This window comes from Actinosynnema sp. NPDC020468 (assembly GCF_040642015.1).
GTDB lineage: Bacteria > Actinomycetota > Actinomycetes > Mycobacteriales > Pseudonocardiaceae > Actinosynnema.
In genome coordinates, this window is sequence record NZ_JBFAEO010000001.1 from 43,432 (window position 1) to 64,315 (window position 20,884).

Here is a 20,884-nt window from a genome sequence, read left to right on the forward strand (position 1 = left end):
AGGTCGAGCGGGCGATCTTGCATATCGGCCCATTGTGGACGATCGCACGCCTGACCGGGCGGTCGAGATCGCACGAAATGGGGTCACGGGCCGCTCCGGGACCTGTCGTCCGTCCGGGTGGCGGCAGGCGGGACGGCAGGACCTCTCCGCGCCGCTCGGCGGGATGATGGTGGTTTCCCGGCCGAGGCCGTCCTGAATCTCGGCGCTAACGCCGCATGTGGCCGTGTCGATGACCGTAATGGACGAAGGCGAATGCCGTGTACGCAAAGATGCTCCTGTGACGCGCCGGCAGCCGCAGCCTGTGCGCCGCCTGTTCGCCCGACGCGCACGGGCTCGCGTCGGGCGTCCAGCGTTCATCGTCGAGTGAGCCTCGTGAGGAGCCTTGTGAGCACCCTCGGTAGCTTCATCTGGTCGATCGCCGACCAGCTTCGGGGTCCCTACCGCCCCAACCAGTACGGCAACGTGATCCTCCCGCTCACGATCCTGCGGCGCCTCGACTGCATCCTCGAGTCCGACCGGGAGACGGTCCGGGAGTTGGCGGCGAAGTACGACAACCCGAACCGGCTGAGGGTCGAGGTCAAGAAGGCGACCGGCCGGCCGTTCTACAACACCTCGAACTACTCCTTCGCCAATCTGCTGGCCGACGCCGACGGGCTGACGGACAACCTGGTCGACTACATCGACCGCTTTTCGCCCGATGTCGACGTGTTCGAGTACTTCGATTTCAAGAAGGAAATCCTCGCCTTGGAGAAGGCGGAGCTCCTGCGCGAGGTCGTCACGTCCTTCAAGGCCGTCGACCTGCATCCGAATGTCGTCTCCAACGCCGACATGGGCGACGCGTTCGAGTACATCATCCGCAAGTTCAACGAGGCCGCGAACGAGACCTCGGGTGATCACTACACCCCGCGGGACGCGATCCGGCTGCTGGTCGACCTGCTCTTCGCCGAGAAGGAAGTCGATCTGGCCGAGGGCGACATCATCCGTACGCTGTACGACCCCACGGCCGGCACTGGCGGCATGCTCGCTCTGGCCGAAGAGCACCTGCTTGAGCACAACCCCGACGCAAAGTTGCGTCTGTACGGTCAGGAGTACAACCCGCAGTCGTACGCGATCTGCAAGTCCGACCTGCTGGCCAAGGGGCACGACGCGACCAACATCGCTTTCGGCAACACGCTCACCGATGACGCGTTCAAGGGTCGCCAGTTCGACTTCTGCATGTCCAACCCGCCGTATGGCGTGGACTGGAAGCAGTATGCCAAGGCGATCACGAAAGAGCGCGACGAAGCGGGCTCCCACGGCCGGTTCGCCCCCGGTCTCCCGGCGACCTCGGACGGGCAGATGCTCTTCCTGCTCCACCTGGTTCACAAGATGCGGGCGCCGGAGGACGGCGGAGGTCGGGCGGGGATCGTGATGAACGGTTCGCCGCTGTTCAACGGTGCCGCCGAGTCCGGCCCTTCCAATATCCGCAAGTGGTTGCTGGAGAACGACCTGGTCGATGCCATCGTCGCGTTGCCGACCAGCATGTTCTTCAACACCGGCATCGCGACGTACATCTGGATCCTCGACAACGACAAGCGCTCGGAACGCAAGGGCTTCGTACAGCTCATCGACGGCACCTCGTTCTGGACCAAGATGCGCAAGAGTCTTGGCTCCAAGAACCGTGAGCTCAGCGAGGAGGATCGCGCCAGGGTCGTCCGGTTGTACGCCGACTTCACCGACGCCGAGTCGGACTACTCCAAGGTGCTGCGCAACGACGAATTCGGCTACTGGGCCATCACCGTCGAACGTCCACTTCTCGACGAGGACGGTAAGGCGGTCGTCGACCGTAAGGGAAAAACGAAGTCGGATCCGAAGAAACGCGACACCGAAAATGTCCCGTTCACCTACAGCGGCGCGACTGGCAGCGCCGTGGACAAGGCCGAGGTCATCCAGGCGTACTTCGACACCGAGGTGAAGCCGCACGTGCCTGATGCCTGGATCGACTGGGCCAAGATCAAGACCGGCTACGAGATCTCCTTCACCCGCTACTTCTACAAGTACATCCCGCCTCGCCCCCTCGCCGAGATCGACGCCGAGTTGGAGAAGCAGGTCGCGAAGATCCTCGACCTGCTGCGAGAGGTCGAAGGCTGATGAAATTCTACCCTGAGATGAAACCTGCAAACTCCCCGTGGCTGGGAGGGATGCCGACACACTGGGAGCTCAGTCGTTTTCGGTATGAGGCGGTGATCAACGGTGGGCAGGTGGATCCTCGCAAAGAGCCGTGGTGTGGGATGACACTCATTGCGCCAAACCACATCGAGAGCAGCACAGGGCGGATTATCGGAGTCGAAACGGCAGAAGAACAGGGTGCCGACAGCGGTAAGTACCCTGTCCGGCAGGGGCAGATAGTATATTCGAAGATTCGGCCGGCGCTCAACAAAGCGGCGATCGCTGAAACCCAAGCGCTATGCAGTGCGGACATGTATGCCATGTCATTCGGGAGCAGGATCGAGTCGCGATTCGCACTCTATTATATTTTGGCGCGGCCGTTCCGCACGTTCGTGACTGTCATCTCGCTGCGCGTGAAAATGCCGAAGGTCAACCGTGAAGATTTGGCTGATGCGCCGTGGCTAGTTCCCCCGATGGACGAGCAGTGCGCCATCGCCGACTACCTCGACCGTGAAACCTCCCGCATCGACACGCTCATCGAGGAACAGCTGCGCCTGATCGAAATGCTCCGCGAGCGGCGGACGGCCGTTATCTCGTCCGCCTTGGCGCCGACTGACTCGTGGATACGTCGACGCATCAAGCACATCGGTGAGACCAGTCTGGGGAAGATGCTCGACGCGGGCCGTGCGGTCCGCGACGGAGACCAGTCGAGGCCGTACGTTCGGGCGGCAGACGTTCGTGCGGATGGCTCTGTGAATCTCTTGGACCTCAATGAGATGCCGTTCTCGGGCGCGGAGATGGAAGTATTCGACCTCCGCGCGGGCGACGTCCTCCTGATAGAGGGTGGCGCGACGGTCGGTCGTCCAGGGTTTATGTATGAGTCGGCGCCGGGGATCGCCTTCCAGAAGACTGTCAACCGCCTGCGGGTCAAGTCGCAAGTGGATCCTCGATTCGTGTACTGGTCGATGCTCCGCCTCTACGAATCCGCCTACTACGCCAATCACTACGGTTCGGTCTCATTTGTCCACCTCACAGGCGAAAAGCTGAGGGAGATCGAACTTCATCTGCCATCGCTCGATGAGCAGCGGGCCGTTGCGGCTTACCTCGACGAGCAAACCGCAAAAACCGATGCACTGATCATCGAAACAGAGAAATTTATTGAACTCGCCCGTGAGCGACGGGCGGCGCTGATTACGGCGACGGTGACGGGGCAGGTCGACGTCCGGGGGACGGTATGACAACCGATCACCACGAGGTCGTCTTCGAGGCTGAGATCTGCGAGTACCTGGCTGGCCACGGGTGGTTCTACTCAGCCGATGACACTGGTTACGACCGGGAGCGGGCGTTGTTCCCCGAGGATCTGTTCGGGTGGTTGAAGGGGACCCAGCAGGTCGCGTACGGGAAGGCGTTGAGGGCGGCGGGGTCGGAGGCGAAGTTCCTCGACGTGCTGACCGCGGCGCTCGACAAGCCTCTTGAGCATGGTGGCGGGATGCTGAACATCCTGCGTAACGGGGTGCAGTACATCGGTGGTGGCCGGTTGAAGATGGCGCAATTCCGGCCTGAGACCTCGCTGAACGCGACCACCAACGAGCAGTACGCGGCGATGCGGGTTCGGGTGATGCGGCAGGTGCATTTCTCGACCGCCGACCGGCGCAGTGTCGACCTGGTGTTCTTCGTCAACGGGTTACCGGTGGCCACCGTCGAGTTGAAGACCGACTTCACCCAGTCCCTCGACGAGGCGATCAACCAGTACCGCAAGAACCGGAACCCGCTGACCAACGGTCGGTCGGAGCCGTTGTTGTCGTTCGGCCATCGGGCGCTGGTGCACTTCGCCGTCTCCAACGACCTGGCCGCGATGACCACCAGGTTGGAGGGCGAGAAGACGCATTTCCTGCCGTTCAACACGGGCCACGACGCCGGTGCGGGCAACCCGCCCGGTGCGGGCGGTCGGTCGGCTACGGCGTACCTGTGGGAGCGGGTCTGGGAGAAGCACGCCTGGTTGAACATCATCGGCCGGCTGATGATCGTGGAGACGAAGGAAGAGTGGGACGTCGCCACCGGCACCTCGGTGCGGCGGACGAGCATGCTCTTCCCGCGGTTCCACCAGTGGGAGGCCGTGACGGACATCGTGGCCGCGGTGAGCGAGGAAGGGGTGGGGCAGCGCTACCTGATCGAGCACTCGGCGGGCTCGGGGAAGACGAACACCATCGCCTGGACCGCGCACCGGCTGGCGCGGCTGCACGTGGACGACGAGAAGGTCTTCGACTCGGTGATCGTGGTCGTGGACCGCACGGTGCTCGACGGGCAGCTCCAGGAAGCGATCCGGCAGATCGACGGGTCGGGGAAGATCGTGGCCACGATCAGCCCCGAGGACGTCCGCAAGGCGGGGGCGAAGTCGAAGTCCGGGCTGCTGGCGACCGCGTTGAAAAACGGTGAGCTGATCATCGCGGTGACGGTGCAGACCTTCCCGTTCGCGCTCGACGAGATCCGGGTCGACAAGGGCCTGAAGGGCAAGCGGTTCGCGGTGATCGCGGACGAGGCGCACTCCTCGCAGTCCGGGCAGATCTCCGCCAAGCTCAAGGCGGTGCTGACCGCCGAGGAGGTCGAGGAGATCGAGGAGGGCGGCTCCGTCGACGTCGAGGCGATCCTGGCCTCCGAGATGACCGAGCGGGCCGAGTCGAAGAACATCTCCTACCTCGCGTTCACCGCGACGCCGAAGAACAAGACGCTGGAGCTCTTCGGCCGCAAGGGCCCTGACGGGAAGCCGGTCGAATTCCACCTCTACTCGATGCGGCAGGCGATCGAGGAGGGCTACATCCTCGACGTGCTCAGGGGTTACCAGTCCTACGACACCGCGCTGAAGATCGCCGGTCAGGCCGAGAGCGGCGACGGTGCCGAGGTCGTGGAGGAGGCCGCGGCGCGGAAGGGGCTGATGCGGTGGGTGAAGCTGCACCCCACCAACATCGGCCAGAAGGTGCAGATCGTCGTAGAGCATTTCCACGCCAACGTCGCCCATCTGCTGGAGGGCAAGGCGAAAGCGATGGTCGTGACCGACTCGCGCAAGGCCGCGGTGAAGTACAAGAAGGCGATCGACGCCTTCATCGCCAAACGTGCCGCCCAGGACACCTCGTACAACTACCGCACCCTGGTCGCCTTCTCCGGCTCGGTGACGATGGCCGACGACGAGGAGTGGGTCTCGGACTGGGGTCCGCAGCCGAGCAAGGACGACGAGTTCACCGAGGCCAACCTGAACCCCGGTGCGGGCTCGGATCTGGCCGCCGCCTTCAAGGGCACGACGTACAAGATCATGCTGGTCGCCGACAAGTTCCAGACCGGTTTCGACCAGCCACTGCTCTCGGCGATGTACGTCGACAAGAAGCTCTCCGGGGTCGCCGCGGTGCAGACGCTCTCGCGGCTCAACCGCACCCATCGCACCGCGGGCGGGGAGCAGAAGCGCAAGACGTTCGTCATCGACTTCGTCAACAAGCCCGAGGACATCCGGACCGCGTTCGAGCCGTACTTCACCAACGCCACACTGGAGACCGAGACCGACCCGTACGTCGTGTTCCACCTCGCCGCCAAGCTCGCCCAGGCCGGCATCTACACGCCGGAGCAGGTGCGCGAAGTCGCCGGACTGTGGATCACCCGGAAGGGCAACAACGCGCTGTCGGCCGCGATCAGCCCCGCCCGGTACGAGTTCTCCCGCCGCTACGCGACCGCGATCGAGGCCGACGACAAGGTCACCCTCAACACCCTCGACCTGTTCCGCAAGGACGTTTCCACCCTCGTCCGGCTCTACGATTTCATGAGTCAGATCGTCGACTACGGCGACCCGTACATGGAGATGCTGTCGATCTTCCTGCGACTCCTGGAGAAGGTCGTCGCAGACTCGTCCTGGGCCGCGGAGGTCGACCTTTCCGATGTGGTCCTGGTCGGGGTCAAGCACAGCAAGGGGACCGCGGTCGACATCTCGTTGACCGGCGACGGCGAGCTGAAGGGGATCGGCGCCGCGGGTACCGGTACCCGGAAGGAGCCGAAGTACGTCGCCCTCCAGGTCGTCATCGACAAGATGAACGACCTCTTCGGCGCCGAGTCGTTCACCGCGTCGCAGGTCCGCGAGTTCGTCCAGGGACTGGTGCAGAGGTTGCTCACCTACCCGAACCTGATCAACCAGACCAGGGTCAACTCGAAGAAGCAGTTCGTGGAGTCGCAGGACTTCCAGGCGGCGGTCACCGAGGCGGTCGTCGACAACCAGGAAGCGCACAACACCATGGCCGACTACTTCTTCAGCGACGGACCCGGCATCAGCGCGGTCGTCATGGCCCTCGCGGATGCCTTCTACGAGGCCGCGATCGATCAGCCGACGAACGGGTGAGCACCCCGACCTCGCGGAGTGGCGGTGTGGAACGAGCAGGGCACGCGATTGGCCGGCTGGTCGGGTGGTTACGTGCGGTCCCACGGGAAATTGTCCAGGTCGGTCAGGTGGCGGGTCGTCAGGCCCTCGCAGTTGTCCGAGAGGTCCAGGCGTGGGGGTGTGGTGTGGTCGAAGTAATAGCGGGCCGACAGGGAATTGTCGTCGTTGTGCGCTATCGGTGGGTTGTCGATCAGGAAACGCCTCATCAACGGTGAATCGCGTTTTGGGGTCAGGGTCGTGGTGCGGGCGCCCAGCCAGGTTCGGGGGATCGTGGTGGTGGCGCCGAACTTCCGCTTGAACTGGAAGGTTCCCTTGCTCAGGAAGGGTTCGCCGCCGGACAGGTCGACGTGGGGGGCGTCGTTCTCCGTCGCCCAGCGCAGGACTTCCCGGTACAGCACGGACATCGCTCCGCGTCGGCGCCATTCGTCGTCGCCCTCCAGGAGGCCGATGAGCCTGCCGTGCAGGACGCCGTCCGGGGTGCGGTGGCACAGGGCGCCCGCCACGAACGTTCCGGCGCTGTGGAGGGTCAGCAGGATTCCTCCGTCGGTGAAGAGGCGGAAGGCTTCGGTTCTGGTCGCGGTGCGGGCGGACGTTCCGTGTCGGCTCGACATCGTGGGGTGGTACAGGCGGTCGTAGAAGTGGTTCAGCAGGGTGCCGTCGTGGTCGATTTCCACCGTGTAGCCGTGTGCCTCCACGCCGCGGCGGATCGCCGTGCGTTCCCGGCGGGTGATGCGCTGTTCCACCTGCGGCCACGGCGTGCTGGTGTCGACGAGCTGGTGGACGCGCAGCGGGAGGTCCAGGGACGACGGGGTGCGGTGGCGCGCCAGGTGGTGTGGCGCGACCAGTGCCGTCAGGTCCGCCGACTCGTCGGCCAGTTCGGCGATCGGGTCGGTCCAGTCCCGCCCGGAGCGGATCTCGGTGGTGGTGATCGTGGCCTCGGGGGACGCGGCGTGGAGCGCGTTCGCGAGGAACGGGACGAGGTGGTGGGCGCACTCGTGTTCGCCGACGTACACGGCGCGGAATGGTCGGGATTGCGTGGTCACCTCCAGGCGCACCGCCACTATCGGTGGGCGGTCCGTGGTGGTCGCCACCGGTGTCCTGGTGTGTGCATTCATTGCCGATTCTCCCGATCCGGGCGGTCCTGGGTATTGTCGGGGCAGCGCGGTGGAGCGCGGCGGCAATTCGGTGGAGACGAATCGGCGCGCTTGTGCCCTCGGTTTTCCGGTGGTTATCCTCGAGGTGGTCGAGTACCGCCGCACAAGGGGGAAAAGTGTCGGGAATGGGCCGGGTCCGGGGGAGCGCGGCGGTGTCGGAGAGGTTTTCCGGCGCGTTCTGGATCATCTGCGGTGCCAGTCTGCTCAACCGGGCCACCACGTTCGTCTACCCGTTGCTCGCGTTCTACCTGGCCAACAGCCTGGGGTGGCCGGCGTTCCGGATCGGGCTCACGTTGTCCGCCATGGGCGCGGGCGCGGTGGTGGGCGCGCTCGTCGGCGGGTTCGCGACCGACTTCCTCGGTGCGAGCCGGACCCTGTTCCTCGGTCAGATCGGCAACGCGGCGGCGATGCTCGCGCTCGGGCTGGTGACCACGCCGTACGCGATCGTCGGCGCCGCCGCCGTGCTCGGGTTCACCAACTCCATGGGTCGCCCCGCGCTCAACACGCTCGTCGCCGCCATCGTCCGACCCGCGGCCCGGACCCGCGCCTACAGCCTCGTGTACTGGTCCGCGAACGTCGGTTTCGCCGTCGCGCCGGTGCTCGGCGGCGTGCTGTCGGGCGTCGGGTGGTTCCTGGTGTTCGCGGTCAACTGCGCGGCGCTCGTCGTGGTCGGGCTGGTGCTCGTGCTCACCGTCCGCCCGCCGCGCGAACAGCCGGCCGAACCCGGTGGGCGCTCCGGGACGCGGCCGAGGGGCTCGCTGATCGGGGTGCTGCGCCGGGACGGGCGGTTGCCGGTGCTCGTGGTCGGCACGTTCATCCTGTCCTGCCTGTTCACCCAGAGCACCAGCACGCTGCCGACCGCGCTCGCCGCCGACGGCTTCCCGCCCGCGAGCTACGGCCTGGCCCTGTCGGTGAACGGCGTCGTGATCGTGCTGCTCCAACTGCCGCTCACCCGCGTCCTCGAGCGCGTCGACCCGGCCGTCTCGCTGGTGATGGCGGCGCTGCTGCTCGGCGTCGGGTTCGGCGCCACGGCCTTCGCGCACGACACGGTGCAGGTCGCGTTGTGCGTCGCCGTGTGGACCCTCGGCGAAATGCTCGGCCTGCCGGTCGCGGCGACCGCGGTCACGAACCTCGCGCCCGCCGGGATGCGCGGCCGCTACCACGGCCTGTACACGCTGAGCATGGGCGCGGCCGGTTCGGTGGCACCGGCCCTCGGCGGCGCCGTGCTCCAGGGCTACGGCTCGGCGCTGTGGTTCTGGTGCCTCGCCCTCGGCTGCGTCGGCGGCGTGCTGTTCTTCTTCCTGCGCGGACGCCTCGGCGAGTCGGCGCCCGAGCCGGAACCGGCCGGGTCGGACGCGCGCGGTCACGCCGAGGGCTGACCGGTCAGGAGTCGCCACGGGGTTCCCAGTCGACGGAGCCGCGCAGCAGTTCCAGGCACAGCTCGTTCGGCGGCCCCATGAAGTTGACCGCGGCGGCGTCGCGCCGGATCCGGTTCATCTCGTGCGACTCCATGAACCCCGCGCTGCCCAGCAGCCACGCGGCGTCCCGGCAGACGGCCTCGCTCGCGCGGGAGGCGAACACCTTGGTGGCGTAGGCCTGGGCGACGACGCCGGTGGTGGTCGTGGGAAGCGTCTGCGTCATCGCCCGTGCCGCCGCCACGGTGATGCCCATCTCCACGACCCGGTGCTGTGCCACGGGATCGGAGGCGCGGCCCTTGGCGGCGAGGTGGGCGACGACCAGGTCGACGGCGGACTGGGCGATCCCGGTGCTGACCGCGCCGAGCGTCAGCCCCAGTTCGTGCGGCCGGCCGATGATCCGGCGGGTGTCCTCCGGCGTGCCCAGCAGGTTCCGCCCGGGCACCGCGCAGTCCCGCAGGGTGAGGAACCCGGTGCCGGAACCGCGCATGCCGGACAGGTCCGCGGTCTCGTCCGGCACCTGCAACCCCGGCGCGCCGCGCTCGACCACGAACAGCGCCTGGCCGTCACCGCCGTAGGACTTCGGGGCAGGCTCGGCCGCCGGGGTCGCGGGCGGCACGTCGAGTTCGGTCAGCACCAGGAAGAGATCCGCGACGACCGAGCCGGTCGCGAAGGACTTCGCCCCCGAGAGCACCCACCCGCCGTCCTCGCCCCGTTTCGCCTTGGTGCGCAAGGTGCGCTTGTCCGCGGTGCTGCCCGGTTCGCTCCACGCGGAGGCCGCGAGCAGGGCACCGGTCGCGATGCCCGGCAACCAGCGCCGCTTCTGCTCCTCGGTCGCGAACGCGTCCAACCGCGCGACCACGCAACCGTGCAGGAACAGCATGATCGCCGCGGACGGGTCCGCGGTCGCGACCCGCTCCAGCACCGCGTTGCCCAGCGCCGGTGATCCGCCCGCGCCGCCGTGGGCGACCGGCACCATCACCCCGAGCAGACCCGACTCGCGGACGAGGTCCGTGGTCGCCCGGCTGGGCCAGCCGGGGTGCTCGCCGGGTCCGGCGGCCTTCGCCAGCGCCGACACCAGGCTCGCCGGGACGATCTCCTCGACCGCGTTCATGCCTGTCTCCTCATTCTGGTGAGAGCCCGACGAGCCGGGCGACTTCCCGCGGCAGTTCGGCCGCGACCCGGAACGGGCTGTTCCGGTCCGGGAACGGGAACACGACGTCGGTGATCCCGGCTTCGGCGTAGGACCGGAGTTCGGTCAGGAAGGTGTCCACACCGGACAGTGCGGACTCGCCCCTGTTGACGTACAGGAGCAGGCGGCGCAAGGACTTCGGGTCACGGCCGTGCCGCGCGCAGACCTCGTCCAGCCGGGCGAGCTGGTCCGCCACGACGGCGGGTGACGCGGCCGGCGCCTCGACGCCGGGCCTGGCCGAGAAGCCGTTGGTCACCCAGGTGTCCGCGAACCCGACCGCGAGGTCGAGGCCGCGCGGTCCGGCACCGGAGATCGCGAACGGGAGCCGGGGGTGCTGGGCCGACGGCAGGGACAGCCCGCCGCGCCCGCTCAGCAGCGCGTCGAGCGCGTGCACGAACCGCTCCAGGTGCGCCATGCGTTCGGCGCCGGACCGGGCCGGGTGCCCGAGCGCCGTGCTGTCCGTGCCGTTGACGCCGGCGCCCAACCCGACCTGCACCCGGCCGCCGGAGATCTCGTCCAGGGTCGCGAGTTCCGCCGCGAACGTCACCGGCTCGCGGAAGTTCGGCGAACTCACGAGGGTGCCCAGCCGGATCCGGTCGGTGGCGCACGCCGCCGCGGTCAGCGTGGGCACCGCGGCCCCCCACGGCTCGCCCGGCATCCCGGCCCACGCCAGGTGGTCGAACGTCCAGGCGTGGTGGAAGCCGAGTTCCTCGGCGAGCCGCCAGTGGTCCCGTTGCCGGTGCCACGGTGTGGTGGGCAGGACGAGCGCGCCCACGCGGAGGTTCCCGACCGCGCTCACCGCGGGGTGGTCCCGTGCTTCGCGGGCGGTGCGGGCTCGCGCTCGTCCGGCGGGGTCGTGGGCGCCGCGGCCGGGTGCGCGCCGCGGGTGCGGACGGGTCCGCCGCGGGTGGTGCGGCGCCGCGGGTCGACGTGCTCGCGGGGGTGGAGCCGGTCGGGTGCGGTGACCGGCTCCACGGTGTGCGGTGCCATGCGCCTACCGGGCCAGTGCTTCGCCGAGGCGGGCCAAACCCAGGTCCAGCTCCTCGTCGGAGACGACCAGCGGCGGCGCGAGCATCAGGAACGTCCCGCGTTGCAGGCAGTACACGTCCGAGGCCAGCAGTGCGCGGGCCACCTCGCCGGCGCGCGCGCCGTCCGCCAGGTCCACGGCGGCGAACAACCCGCGCGAGCGGCCCGTCCAGTCCGCGCCCGCCGACGCCGACGCGAGCCAGTCGGCCAGCCGCCCGCCCGCCCGGTCGGCGGCGGCGATCACGTCGCCCGCCTCGTAGGCGTCCAGCGCCGCGAGCGCCGCCGCGCACTGGATCGGCGTGCCGCCGAAGGTGTGCCCGGACACGAACGGCGAGGACTCGAAGTGCGCGGCGACCTCGGCGGTCGTCGCGACCGCGCCCAGCGGGACGAAACCGGCGGTCAGCGCCTTGCCCAGGGTGACGAGGTCGGGGCGCACGCCCTCGTGCTCGAACGCGAACCACCGCCCCGTGCGGCCGAATCCGGTCATCACCTCGTCGCAGACGAGCAGGATCCCGTGCCGCGCGCAGAACTCGCCCACCGCGGCCAGGTAGCCCGCCGGCGGGACCAGCACCCCGTTGGAGCCGGGCACGGCCTCCACCAGCACCGCGGCGACCCGCTCGGGACCGACGGCCTGCGCCGCGGTCACGAACCGCTCCAGCGCCACCTCGGCACTGTCCGGAGTGGACACACCCGGGCGGTAGGGGCCGAGGAACGGCACGGCGTCGGTGAACCGCGACCTCATCAGGTCCCGGCGGACGTCGCCGCTGGTGTCGGCACCGGTGCCCTGCGCGCCGTGGTAACCGGGGGTGGCGAACAGCACCACGTCCCGCCCGGTGACCGTGCGCGCGATCCGGATCGCGTCGTTGACCGCCTCGTTCCCGGTGGCGCAGTAGGAGATCCGGGTCAGGTGCGGCGGGAGGACGCCGCCGGTCAACCGTCGGGTCAGCTCGTCCTTGGCCGGGTGCGCCATGGCGGGCGAGACGTAGGAGGCGCGTTCGGACTCCGCCAGCACCGCCTCGGCGATCGGGCGCAGGCTGTGCCCCAGGTTCGCCGCGACCAGCTGGCTCGCGAAGTCGAGGACCCGCCTGCCGGAGGCCGTCTCGAACCACACGCCCTCCGCGCGCACCACGTCCAGCACCGGTGCGTTCTTCTGCGCGAGCCAGTCGTACAGGGTCCGGCCGGCGTCGTTCGTCACTTCGGCGGTCATTCCACCACTCCCCAGTGCCTCGGGCTCAGGACAACGCGAGCGGGTTGGCGCGGTCGCGCACCACGTGCCGGATCTTGTTGGTGGTCTCGTCCATCAGCAGGACCACGGGGTGCCACTCCTCGGGGATGGGCGCCTCGACCTGGCAGTAGGCCATGATGATCACCAGGTCGCCCGGGCTGACCAGCCGCGCCGCGGCGCCGTTGAGCTGGATGGTGCCGCTGCCCCGCTCACCGGGGATCACGTAGGTCTCCAGGCGCGCGCCGTTGTCGATGTCGACGACCTGCACGCGTTCGAACACGTCGATCCCGGAGGCCTCCAGGAGGTCGACGTCGACGGTGATGCTCCCGACGTAGTGCAGGTCGGCGGCCGTCACGCGGGCCCGGTGGATCTTGGCGTGCAGCAGGGTCTTCGAAGTCATGTCCGTCCTCGGTCGAAGGGGGTGGGTTGCGCGGGACGTGGTCTAGGCGGTCGCGGCGGACCAGACGGCGCGGCCGAACTCCGCGGCGTCGTCGCTGTGCACGAGGCTCGGCGCGGGCGCCGGCGGCAGGTTGAGGTCGGAGTAGAAGCCGGAGCCGTGCACGACCACCTCGGCGCCGGCCGGCAGCAGACCGCGGTCGGCGGCCAGCATCACCCCGGTGAACACCTTCACCAGCGACCACTCGCGCACCTCGCGGGGGTCCTCCGGCAGGGCGACGCCGCTGTCCGCGAGGAGCGCCCGCACGAGCGGGTAGCGGGTGAGGCACTCGTGCAGCGACACGACGATCCCGCCGCCGCCGTGCTCGGCGACGATCCCGTTGAACGCCTCGGAGGTGGCGGGCCGCGAGGTGTAGAAGGTCGGGTCGACCGACTCGGTCAGCGAGTGCGTCGCGAACGGGAAGGAGGGATCGGTCTCCTGGTGGTGCAGGCCGGTGGTCGGGAGGTACCGGTAGGCGGGGATGTTCTCCCGGGAGAACGAGCCCTTCGTGAGGCTGAGCACCATGTCCGGGGTGGCCAGCTGCTGCACGATGAAGAACTGCGGGTGCCTGCCGACCGGCACGTCCGTCGGGTGGTAGCGGCCGCCCTCCAGCACCCGGCGGCCGAGGTGGTAGCCCAGCAGGCCGTAGGCGCTCGACACGGCGTGCGCGTGCACCCGCTGCCCGGCCTCCGCCACCGGCGGGAGCAGCACGTGCTCGGTGAAGGCCCGGACCGAGTCGGCGACGCGGTAGTTGTCCAGGTTCAGCGAGTTCCAGAGGCGGAACCCGGTGCGGCCGAACACCTCCGCGCCCTGGTCCCGCACGAAGGCCTGCGCGAACGACTTCACCTCGTCGGGCCGCTCGCACCGTTGCAGCACGATCGGGTTCTTCCGGCAGCGCTGCGCGGTGGCGGCCAGGCGCGAGGTCCGCGCCTTGGTGAGCGACCGCTGCGGCAGGGCCGTCACGATCCGCAGCTCGTCCTCGGACACCAGCCCCAGGTCGAGTGCCCGGCCCACCGCGTCGCGCAGGGCCGTGCCCTTGTTCCCCGAGGTCGGGGTGAGGACGAGGACCCGCTCGCCGGTGTTCCTGATGTGGTTCACCGCGCGGGCGATCATCGACAGGGAGGCGATGGTCTTCGTGGTGCGCGTCATGGGGTTGCCCATGAGGTCGAGCAGCACGAGGCGGTGCTCGCGGTAGTCGCCGAGCCGCCGTGCCGACATCGCGGAGGGCTCGTAGAACTCCTCCAGCGCGGCGTCGACGGGTGGTGGCGCGAGGTCGATCTCGAACGACCCCGCGACCCCGCTCCCGCCCTCCTCGCGCACCAGGTCGGCCGCGGCGCGGACGCCGTCGGCGAAGCGCGTCAGCACGTTCGACAGACCGTCCAGCGTGGACGTCGTGTGCACCGGTTGGTTCATGGCCACATCCCCCATCTGCGATTTCCACCGGATCGGCGGGATCGGGCGCACGGCAACGCCGCACCCGCGGTCCGGGTGCGGCACAGGTCGCCCGCTCGTGACGAAGTCTCGGTATTGTTCAGCTGTCTGAACAGCGCGTGAATTCGCCGACGACGGTGTCGGCGGAAAGCCCCCGGCAGATATCTCGCACCACGCCCCCCGACGCTTGGCATGTCATTCCACGTCGCACCGGCAGTGATCGCGGCGGTGGCCGTGCATGCGGAACTCAAGCTACTGGACCGATGTACCGTGCGCCACCCTCTGATTACTCCTGGTGAGAACCTGGCGGGAAGTCCGCTGGTCGGAGGCGCCGCGCGCGTTCCACATGCTGGACCCGGGGCGGTCGTCGCCGGTGTCGGCAGGTCCACAGTGGACTGACGGAGTCCGCTGCCCGGAAATGATTGGCGAATTGCCAGGTACCACCACATCCACAATGGACTCGACGGTGGGTCGAATCGGTCGTGTGGTCCGGACCACCGGGTCGACGGTGTCGACAGGCCGGTATTCCCGTGTTAGAGGCGAGTCGCTCGGAGTAATCGTGCTGCTGCGCCCGTCGCCGGCTTTCCGCCCAGGCGGCGGGAGATTGTGCGGTGGCGCCCGCCGGGCACCGGGAACCGCTGCGCCGGCATTCCGCCGCGGCGGCCGCGGGGGTTGCGGGATGCCGAAGTCGCGCCGGTCGGCCCGGCTGGCGGTGCGACTGTTCGGCGAAGCGTGACGTGGGCCACGTTTGCTCGTTTTGGTGGCGGGTAGAGAACTCGACCCGGGTTTGCGCCGAGTGATCGTGACGATCACTCAATCGGCCCTGGGAACGGCTCCGCAGGGCTGGTAAACGCGTATTGCGGGGCATTCTTACGGCCATTGTGGACGATTTACCCGGTGTTCCGCGTTTGCGATCTTCGGTGGTGCTCGATAGCCTCGTTCGTGAGGGGGAATCGACACTTTCTGGAGAGTCTTCGCAGCTCATCGACGTGGTGTCGGGTATCGGCCCGGGGGTTGTCGTGGTGCCCCGCGGTCGCCGGGAAGGGCTGCGCGGCGGCTGCCGACGCTATTTTTCCGACTTCACGGGAGAGGTTTCCAGGTGAATCGTCATAATGTCCGCGCCGCGCCGGCCCCGATGCGCCGGAAGTGCCCCACGTCCCACGTCGAGAGGTGATCGATGCCGATGGAACACGTCCGGCCGGACGACCTCGACCCGATCGGCCTCGCCCGACGGCTGATCCGGTTCGACACCACCAACCCTCCCGGGCGCGAAGGCGAGTGCGTGGCGTTCGTGGACGGGCTGCTGCGCGCCGCGGGGCTGGAGACCCGGGTCCTCGAGCGGACCGCGGGACGGCCCAACCTCGTGGCACGGTTGCCCGGCCGCGGTGTCGCGCCGGGGTTGGTGCTGCACGCGCACGTCGACGTGGTTCCGGTCGACGGGCAGCCGTGGACCCGCGAGCCCTTCGCCGGCGAGGTGGTGGACGGCGAGCTGTGGGGCCGCGGCGCGATCGACATGAAGGGGCCGTTGGCCTGCATGCTCAGCGCGGTCCTGCGGCTCGCCGCGGCCGGCACGCCACCCGCCGGTGACGTGGTCCTCGCGGTCGTCGCGGACGAGGAGGCCGGCAGCGCGGACGGCGCGGGTTTCCTGGTCCGGGAGCACGCCGGGTTGTTCGCCGGCGCGGCCTACGCGGTCGGTGAGGACGGCGGCGCGGGGGTCGCGCTCGACGGGAGCGTGCGGCTGCACCCGGTGGTGGTGGCCGAGAAGCGGGCCGTGTGGTTGCGGGCGACGCTCCGCGGTCCCGCCGGGCACGCGTCGCGGGTCACGCCGCCGGAGTCCGCGCCCCGCCTGCTGAACCGGCTGTTGGGCGCGTTCGACGGCGGTGGGCTCGGGCCGCGGCGCACCGAGGCCGGCGACCGGATGCTGACCGGGTTGGCCGCGGCCGCGCCCGAGCCGCTCGCCGGGGGCTTGCGGCGGTTCCGCGACGACCCGGCCGACGTCGACGCGCTGGCCGTCCTCGACCCGGTGGACGCGCTGTTCCTGCGGTCGATCTCGCAGCACACGGTCAACCCCACGGTGATCCGGGCGGGCGCGAAGACGAACGTGGTGCCCGCGGAGATCTCCGTCGACCTGGACGGCAGGCTGCTGCCCGGCCTCGGCACCGCGGACTTCCTGGCCGCCGTGCGGGATGCCGTCGACTTCCCGCTGGACCTGGAGGTCCTGGTCGAGGGCGAGCCGATGCGGGAACCGGTGTTCGGGCCGTTCTACGACAGCGTCGTGCGGGTGCTGCGGGAGGCCGACCCGGACGGCGTGCCGGTGCCGATGGTCACCACCGCGTCCACCGACGCCCGGCTGTTCCCGCGGCTCGGCATCACCCCCTACGGGTTCCTGCCGCTGCTGCTGCCGCCCGGGTCGCGGCACCGGGAGATGCTGCACGTGCCGGACGAACGGGTGCCGGTCGAGGCACTGCGGTTCGGCGCCCGCTGCTACGAGCGGTTGCTGGTGTCCTACCGGTGACCGCCGTGCGGGAGGTGCGGGTCGAGGAGGTCGGGGACGCGACCGACCTCGCGGCCAGGGTGGCGTGGCTGACCAGGTCCGCCTACGTGGACTCGGACCCGGTGCCCGGACTGGACCGGCCCGACGGCGCGGACGACTCGGCCGACGCGGTGCGGGCGCGGCTCGCGGACGGGGTGCGGGTGTGGACCGCGCGGGACGGCGCGGGCGAGCTGGTCGGCTGCCTGCGGGTGGCGCCCGGCGACGACTGGGAGGTGCACCGGGTCGCCGTGTCGCCGGCGTGGCGCGGACGCGGGGTGGCCCGCGTGCTGCTGGCGGCGGTGGGCGCGGAGGCGGACCGGCGGTCGCGCGCCGTGTGGCTCAACGCCGTCGTGGAGCGCTGCCTCCCGCCGCTGTACGCGGGCCTGGGCTTCCGTCCGGTGCGGGTGTTCCCGGCCGCGGACAAGCCGTTGACCGAGTGGCGGATGGCGCGGGAACCGGGCGGGCACCGGCTCGCCGGGGTGCGCACGACCGCGGAGCCCCACCTGTGCTGGTTCGTCTCGGGCGACCGGCTGGTCGCGGTTCTCACGGCGGGTGGCGGGCGGCTGGGCGAGGTCGTCGCCCGGGCCGCGGGCCGGGTGGCGGCCGGCTTCCCGGGGTTGCGACTCGCGGGTGTCGACGCCGTGCCGTCCCGGGACGCCGTCCGGCCGCACCTGCCGGCCGAGGCGGGCGCCGACGTCCACCCCGCGGGGGTGCCGCGCGTCGAGCACCCGTTCCACCGGCGACCGCGGGAGTTCGTGCCCGGGGCGCTGGCGCTGTGCCGGTTCGCGCCCGGACGCGAACCGCTGATCGACTCGGAGACACCAGGGTAAGGAGAACGCAGTGGTAGCACCGACGACCGCGCCGCCCCGCCGGGGCGTCCTCGACCTGACCGACTTCCTCGACTGCGCGGGCATCACGCCGGAGGACGGGCTCGGCACCGGCGCCTTCAACATCTGGTCCAACACCTTCCCGGCCGCGGAACTGCCCGCGCGCGGCTCCGACGTGGTGGTGGACGGCGTCCCCTTCCGGTTCCCGGCGGAGCACCCCTCCGGCGCGGACAACGTGCGGTGCGCGCGGCAACTCGTGCCGGTGCCGCGCGGCCGCTACGACTGGATCCACGTGCTGGCCGCCGCCGAGCGCCGCACCGAGGACGAGGTGCTGCTGCACTTCGCGGACGGCTCGGTCGACGCGGAGTGGTTGCGGGTGTCGGACTTCTGGCCCGAGACGCCCGCCCGGTTCGGCGAGTCCGCGGCGTTCCGCTGCACGCGGCTGCACTACCCCCGGCACGTGCAGCGGAACATGGGTCCGGTGATCTGGCGGCGGCGGGTGGCCGTGCCGCGGGAGGAGGACCTGGTCGCGCTGCGGCTGCCGGACAACCCGGCGGTGCACGTCTTCGCGCTGACCCTGGAGGCCGCGTGAGGACGTCGATCCCGGAACTGGTCACGTGGCGGCACGACCTCGCGGGGTGCCTGCACGCGTGCGCCGCGACGCTGCTGGAGTTCCACGGCGTCGACGCGCTGGAGGCGCTCGGCGCGGGCTGGGGCTTCTACCACCGGCCCGGGGGCCTGGAGCGCGCCGAGTACTACTTCCCCTGCCGCCCGGGGGTTTCCCTGCTGGCGACGCTGGCGCCGCACCACCCGGTCCGGTCCGCGTGGCGGCGGCCGGCGGACGCCGCGCGGGGGTGGGCGGAGGTCCGCGACGCGGTGGCGGCGGGCCGGCCGGTGGCCGTCGCGGTGGACAACTTCGAGCTGCCGTTCCGCCCGGCCTTCCAGGACGTGCACTCCAACCACCTGGTGGTGGTGCACGGGTTCGACGAGGCGCGCGGGACGGTCGAGGTGATCGACACCGTGCCGCCCGCGTTCGCCGGCGAGATCCCCCTCGAGCGGCTGTCCGCGTCGCGGGACTCGGGCAACGAGGTGCGGCACGACCGCGACATGTTCTTCACCGCGCACCCCATCGGCAACCGGTGGCTGGACGTGGAGGTGGACACCGCCGCGCTGCCGGAGTTCGACGCCGGGTTCGTCCGCGCCGCGATCGTGTCCAATGTGGACGATTTCGGGAATTCCCCTGCCGGCGAAGGGGAGTACGCGGGTCTGGCCGGCCAGCGGCGCTACCTGGCCGAGGTCGTGGAGCGGTACGCGCGCGGCGACGAGGTGTGCGACGAGCTGTTCGTGGTGGCCGGCGCGGCGCTCGCGGTGGTCGCGCTGCACGCGGACTGGCTGGCGCTCGCGGGCCGCCGGCTCGCCGTGCCGGACCTGCGCGAGGCGGGGCGTGCCGCGGACCGGATCGCGCACCACTGGACCGCGTTGCGCATCCTCGCCGCCCGCACCCGCGACGGCACGACCTCGGCGGAGCAGCTGACCCGCCGGCACACCGCGTTGCTGCTGGACCAGGAACGGCTGCTGGACGAGCTGACCCGGGTGACCGCCCGGCTCTGACCGACCGAGGACGGGAGCAAGGACGATGGAGGAGCTTGCCATGCTCGGCGGCACGCGAGCCGTGCCGAAGGACGTGCGCATCCGCCCGTGGCCGATGGTCACCGACGCGGACCGGGAGGCCGTCGGCCGGGTGCTCGACGGCGGCCGGTTCACCGCGGCGGCGTCCGGCGAGGTCGAGATCGCCGCGCTGGAACGGGAGTGGGCCGACCTGGTCGGCACCCGGCACTGCGTCGCGGTGAGCAACGGTACGGCGGCGCTGTCGGTCGCGCTGGGCGCGCTCGGCGTGCAGCCGGGCGACGAGGTCGTGGTGCCCGCGCTGAGCTTCATCGCCTCGGCGGTCGCGCCGCTGCACCTGCTGGCGGTGCCGGTGTTCGCCGACGTCGACCCGGTGACGTTCAACCTGGACCCGGCGGCGGTCGAGGCGGCGATCACGCCGCGCACCAAGGCGATCGTCGTGGTGCACCTGCACGGGTTGCCCGCCGACCTGGACGAGATCACCGCCGTCGCGCGCCGGCACGGTGTCGCCGTGGTCGAGGACGCCGCGCAGGCGCACGGCGCGTTCTACCGCGGCCGGCTGGTGGGCTCGATCGGCGCGGTCAACACGTTCAGCCTCAACGTCAGCAAGAACCTCGCGACCGCGGGCGAGGGCGGGTTGATCAACACCGACGACGACGCGCTGCGCACCGCGAGCGTCATGCTGCGCCAGTTCGGCGAGCTGATCCCGGCCCGCGGCGAGCGCAGCTACGTGGCGCACCGGTTGGGCTGGAACCACAAGCCGAACGCGATCCAGGCCGCGTTCACCCGCAGCCGGCTGACCCGGTTCGCCGACGAGGACAAGATCCGCGACCACACCGTGCGCGGGTTCCTGGCGCGGCTCGCGGAACTGCCCGGGCTGGTCGTGCCGACCGTGCCCGACGACCGCACGCACGCCTGGCACATCCTGCGGCTGCGGGTGGACCCGGCGGCGTTCGGCCTGGCGCCCGACCGGGCGGGCGCGCTGCGGGCGGCGTTGACCCGGGCGTTGCGCGCCGAGGGTGTCGCGGTGTCGCCGTACCAGCTGATGCCGTTGCCCGGTCAGCGGGTGTTCCAGGACCTGGCCGGGTTCGGCGGCTACCCGTGGGCGCTGCCGGGCGCGCGCACGCCGTCGTACCGGATCGAGGACTTCCCGACGACGCTGAGGGTCATCGACGAGACGTTCACCATCCAGAAGGCGCACCTGCACCCCGAGGCGGGCGAGCTGCTCGACCGGTACGCCGACGCGTTCGCCAAGGTGTGGTCGCACCGCGACACGATCGCGGGCCACGCGCACACCGCCGAGCACCGGCCGCCGTGGGAGCGCGCCGCGGCGGTCGCCGACGCCGAGTGGGCCGCCGCCACCGCGTGACCCGCCCGACCCGCCGACCCGGGCACCGCGCCCCCGGGGTCGGTGCGGACCAACCGGCCCCCGACGGACCGGATGGCGAGCCCGGGGT

At 70.3% G+C, this 20,884-nt stretch carries 16 protein-coding genes; 9 read left to right on the forward strand and 7 right to left on the reverse strand.

Features of this window, described 5'->3' with window-relative positions:
* The first annotated feature begins 384 nt into the window (after positions 1-384).
* From AB0G50_RS00240 to AB0G50_RS00250, 3 genes are all read left to right on the forward strand, one after another.
* A complete protein-coding gene (locus AB0G50_RS00240) occupies positions 385-2,130 on the forward strand; it encodes a class I SAM-dependent DNA methyltransferase (RefSeq protein WP_360100161.1) in 1,746 nt (581 codons plus the stop codon).
* A complete protein-coding gene (locus AB0G50_RS00245) occupies positions 2,130-3,386 on the forward strand; it encodes a restriction endonuclease subunit S (RefSeq protein ID WP_360100164.1) in 1,257 nt (418 codons plus the stop codon). Before AB0G50_RS00240 ends, AB0G50_RS00245 begins: the two co-directional genes overlap by 1 nt.
* A 107-nt stretch (positions 3,387-3,493) precedes the next feature.
* Positions 3,494-6,523: a type I restriction endonuclease gene (locus tag AB0G50_RS00250; RefSeq protein WP_360100167.1), complete on the forward strand. Its 3,030-nt coding sequence runs from the start codon at positions 3,494-3,496 to the stop codon at positions 6,521-6,523.
* A gap of 68 nt (positions 6,524-6,591) precedes the next feature.
* On the opposite strand, the gene AB0G50_RS00255 is transcribed toward AB0G50_RS00250, so the two are convergent.
* Positions 6,592-7,575, reverse strand: a complete 984-nt coding sequence (locus tag AB0G50_RS00255) for a GNAT family N-acetyltransferase (RefSeq protein WP_360100170.1) — start codon at positions 7,573-7,575, stop codon at positions 6,592-6,594.
* Between the two features lie 293 nt (positions 7,576-7,868).
* Here AB0G50_RS00255 and AB0G50_RS00260 point away from each other — a divergent pair, with 293 nt between their 5' ends.
* Positions 7,869-9,095 carry an MFS transporter gene (locus AB0G50_RS00260; protein ID WP_360100173.1) on the forward strand — a complete coding sequence of 409 codons (1,227 nt, stop codon included), beginning with the start codon at positions 7,869-7,871 and terminating at the stop codon, positions 9,093-9,095.
* A 4-nt stretch (positions 9,096-9,099) separates the two neighbouring features.
* On the opposite strand, the gene AB0G50_RS00265 is transcribed toward AB0G50_RS00260, so the two are convergent.
* The 6 genes from AB0G50_RS00265 to AB0G50_RS00290 are packed head-to-tail and all read right to left on the reverse strand — an operon-like array spanning position 9,100 to position 14,423.
* Positions 9,100-10,245 (reverse strand): acyl-CoA dehydrogenase family protein, encoded by a 1,146-nt coding sequence (locus AB0G50_RS00265; RefSeq protein ID WP_360100176.1) that lies wholly within the window; start codon positions 10,243-10,245, stop codon positions 9,100-9,102.
* A gap of 10 nt (positions 10,246-10,255) precedes the next feature.
* A complete protein-coding gene (locus AB0G50_RS00270; RefSeq protein ID WP_360100179.1) occupies positions 10,256-11,122 on the reverse strand; it encodes an LLM class flavin-dependent oxidoreductase in 867 nt (288 codons plus the stop codon).
* The gene (locus tag AB0G50_RS00275; protein ID WP_360100182.1) at positions 11,119-11,313 is read right to left on the reverse strand and encodes a hypothetical protein; all 195 of its coding nucleotides are present in this window, start codon (positions 11,311-11,313) and stop codon (positions 11,119-11,121) included. The genes AB0G50_RS00270 and AB0G50_RS00275 overlap by 4 nt, the downstream gene beginning before the upstream one ends.
* Before the next feature lie 4 nt (positions 11,314-11,317).
* Complete coding sequence (locus AB0G50_RS00280) at positions 11,318-12,556, reverse strand: aspartate aminotransferase family protein (RefSeq protein ID WP_360100185.1); 1,239 nt, start codon at positions 12,554-12,556, stop codon at positions 11,318-11,320.
* Positions 12,557-12,581: 25 nt separating this feature from the next.
* Positions 12,582-12,974, reverse strand: a complete 393-nt coding sequence (gene panD, locus AB0G50_RS00285; RefSeq protein ID WP_360100188.1) for an aspartate 1-decarboxylase — start codon at positions 12,972-12,974, stop codon at positions 12,582-12,584.
* A 42-nt stretch (positions 12,975-13,016) separates the two neighbouring features.
* Positions 13,017-14,423 carry a DUF6002 family protein gene (locus AB0G50_RS00290; RefSeq protein WP_360100191.1) on the reverse strand — a complete coding sequence of 469 codons (1,407 nt, stop codon included), beginning with the start codon at positions 14,421-14,423 and terminating at the stop codon, positions 13,017-13,019.
* Positions 14,424-15,624: 1,201 nt separating this feature from the next.
* Here AB0G50_RS00290 and AB0G50_RS00295 point away from each other — a divergent pair.
* From AB0G50_RS00295 to AB0G50_RS00315, 5 genes are read left to right on the forward strand one after another with little or no spacing between them, the layout of a single operon-like run.
* Positions 15,625-16,956, forward strand: a complete 1,332-nt coding sequence (locus tag AB0G50_RS00295; protein WP_360100194.1) for a M20/M25/M40 family metallo-hydrolase — start codon at positions 15,625-15,627, stop codon at positions 16,954-16,956.
* Positions 16,953-17,804: a GNAT family N-acetyltransferase gene (locus AB0G50_RS00300; protein ID WP_360100197.1), complete on the forward strand. Its 852-nt coding sequence runs from the start codon at positions 16,953-16,955 to the stop codon at positions 17,802-17,804. The genes AB0G50_RS00295 and AB0G50_RS00300 overlap by 4 nt, the downstream gene beginning before the upstream one ends.
* A gap of 10 nt (positions 17,805-17,814) precedes the next feature.
* Positions 17,815-18,393: a hypothetical protein gene (locus tag AB0G50_RS00305; RefSeq protein WP_360100200.1), complete on the forward strand. Its 579-nt coding sequence runs from the start codon at positions 17,815-17,817 to the stop codon at positions 18,391-18,393.
* On the forward strand, positions 18,390-19,412 hold the full coding sequence (locus tag AB0G50_RS00310) for a BtrH N-terminal domain-containing protein (RefSeq protein WP_360100203.1): 1,023 nt from the start codon (positions 18,390-18,392) through the stop codon (positions 19,410-19,412). Before AB0G50_RS00305 ends, AB0G50_RS00310 begins: the two co-directional genes overlap by 4 nt.
* 25 nt (positions 19,413-19,437) lie before the next feature.
* The gene (locus AB0G50_RS00315; RefSeq protein WP_360100206.1) at positions 19,438-20,796 is read left to right on the forward strand and encodes a DegT/DnrJ/EryC1/StrS family aminotransferase; all 1,359 of its coding nucleotides are present in this window, start codon (positions 19,438-19,440) and stop codon (positions 20,794-20,796) included.
* The last annotated feature ends 88 nt before the right edge of the window (positions 20,797-20,884 follow it).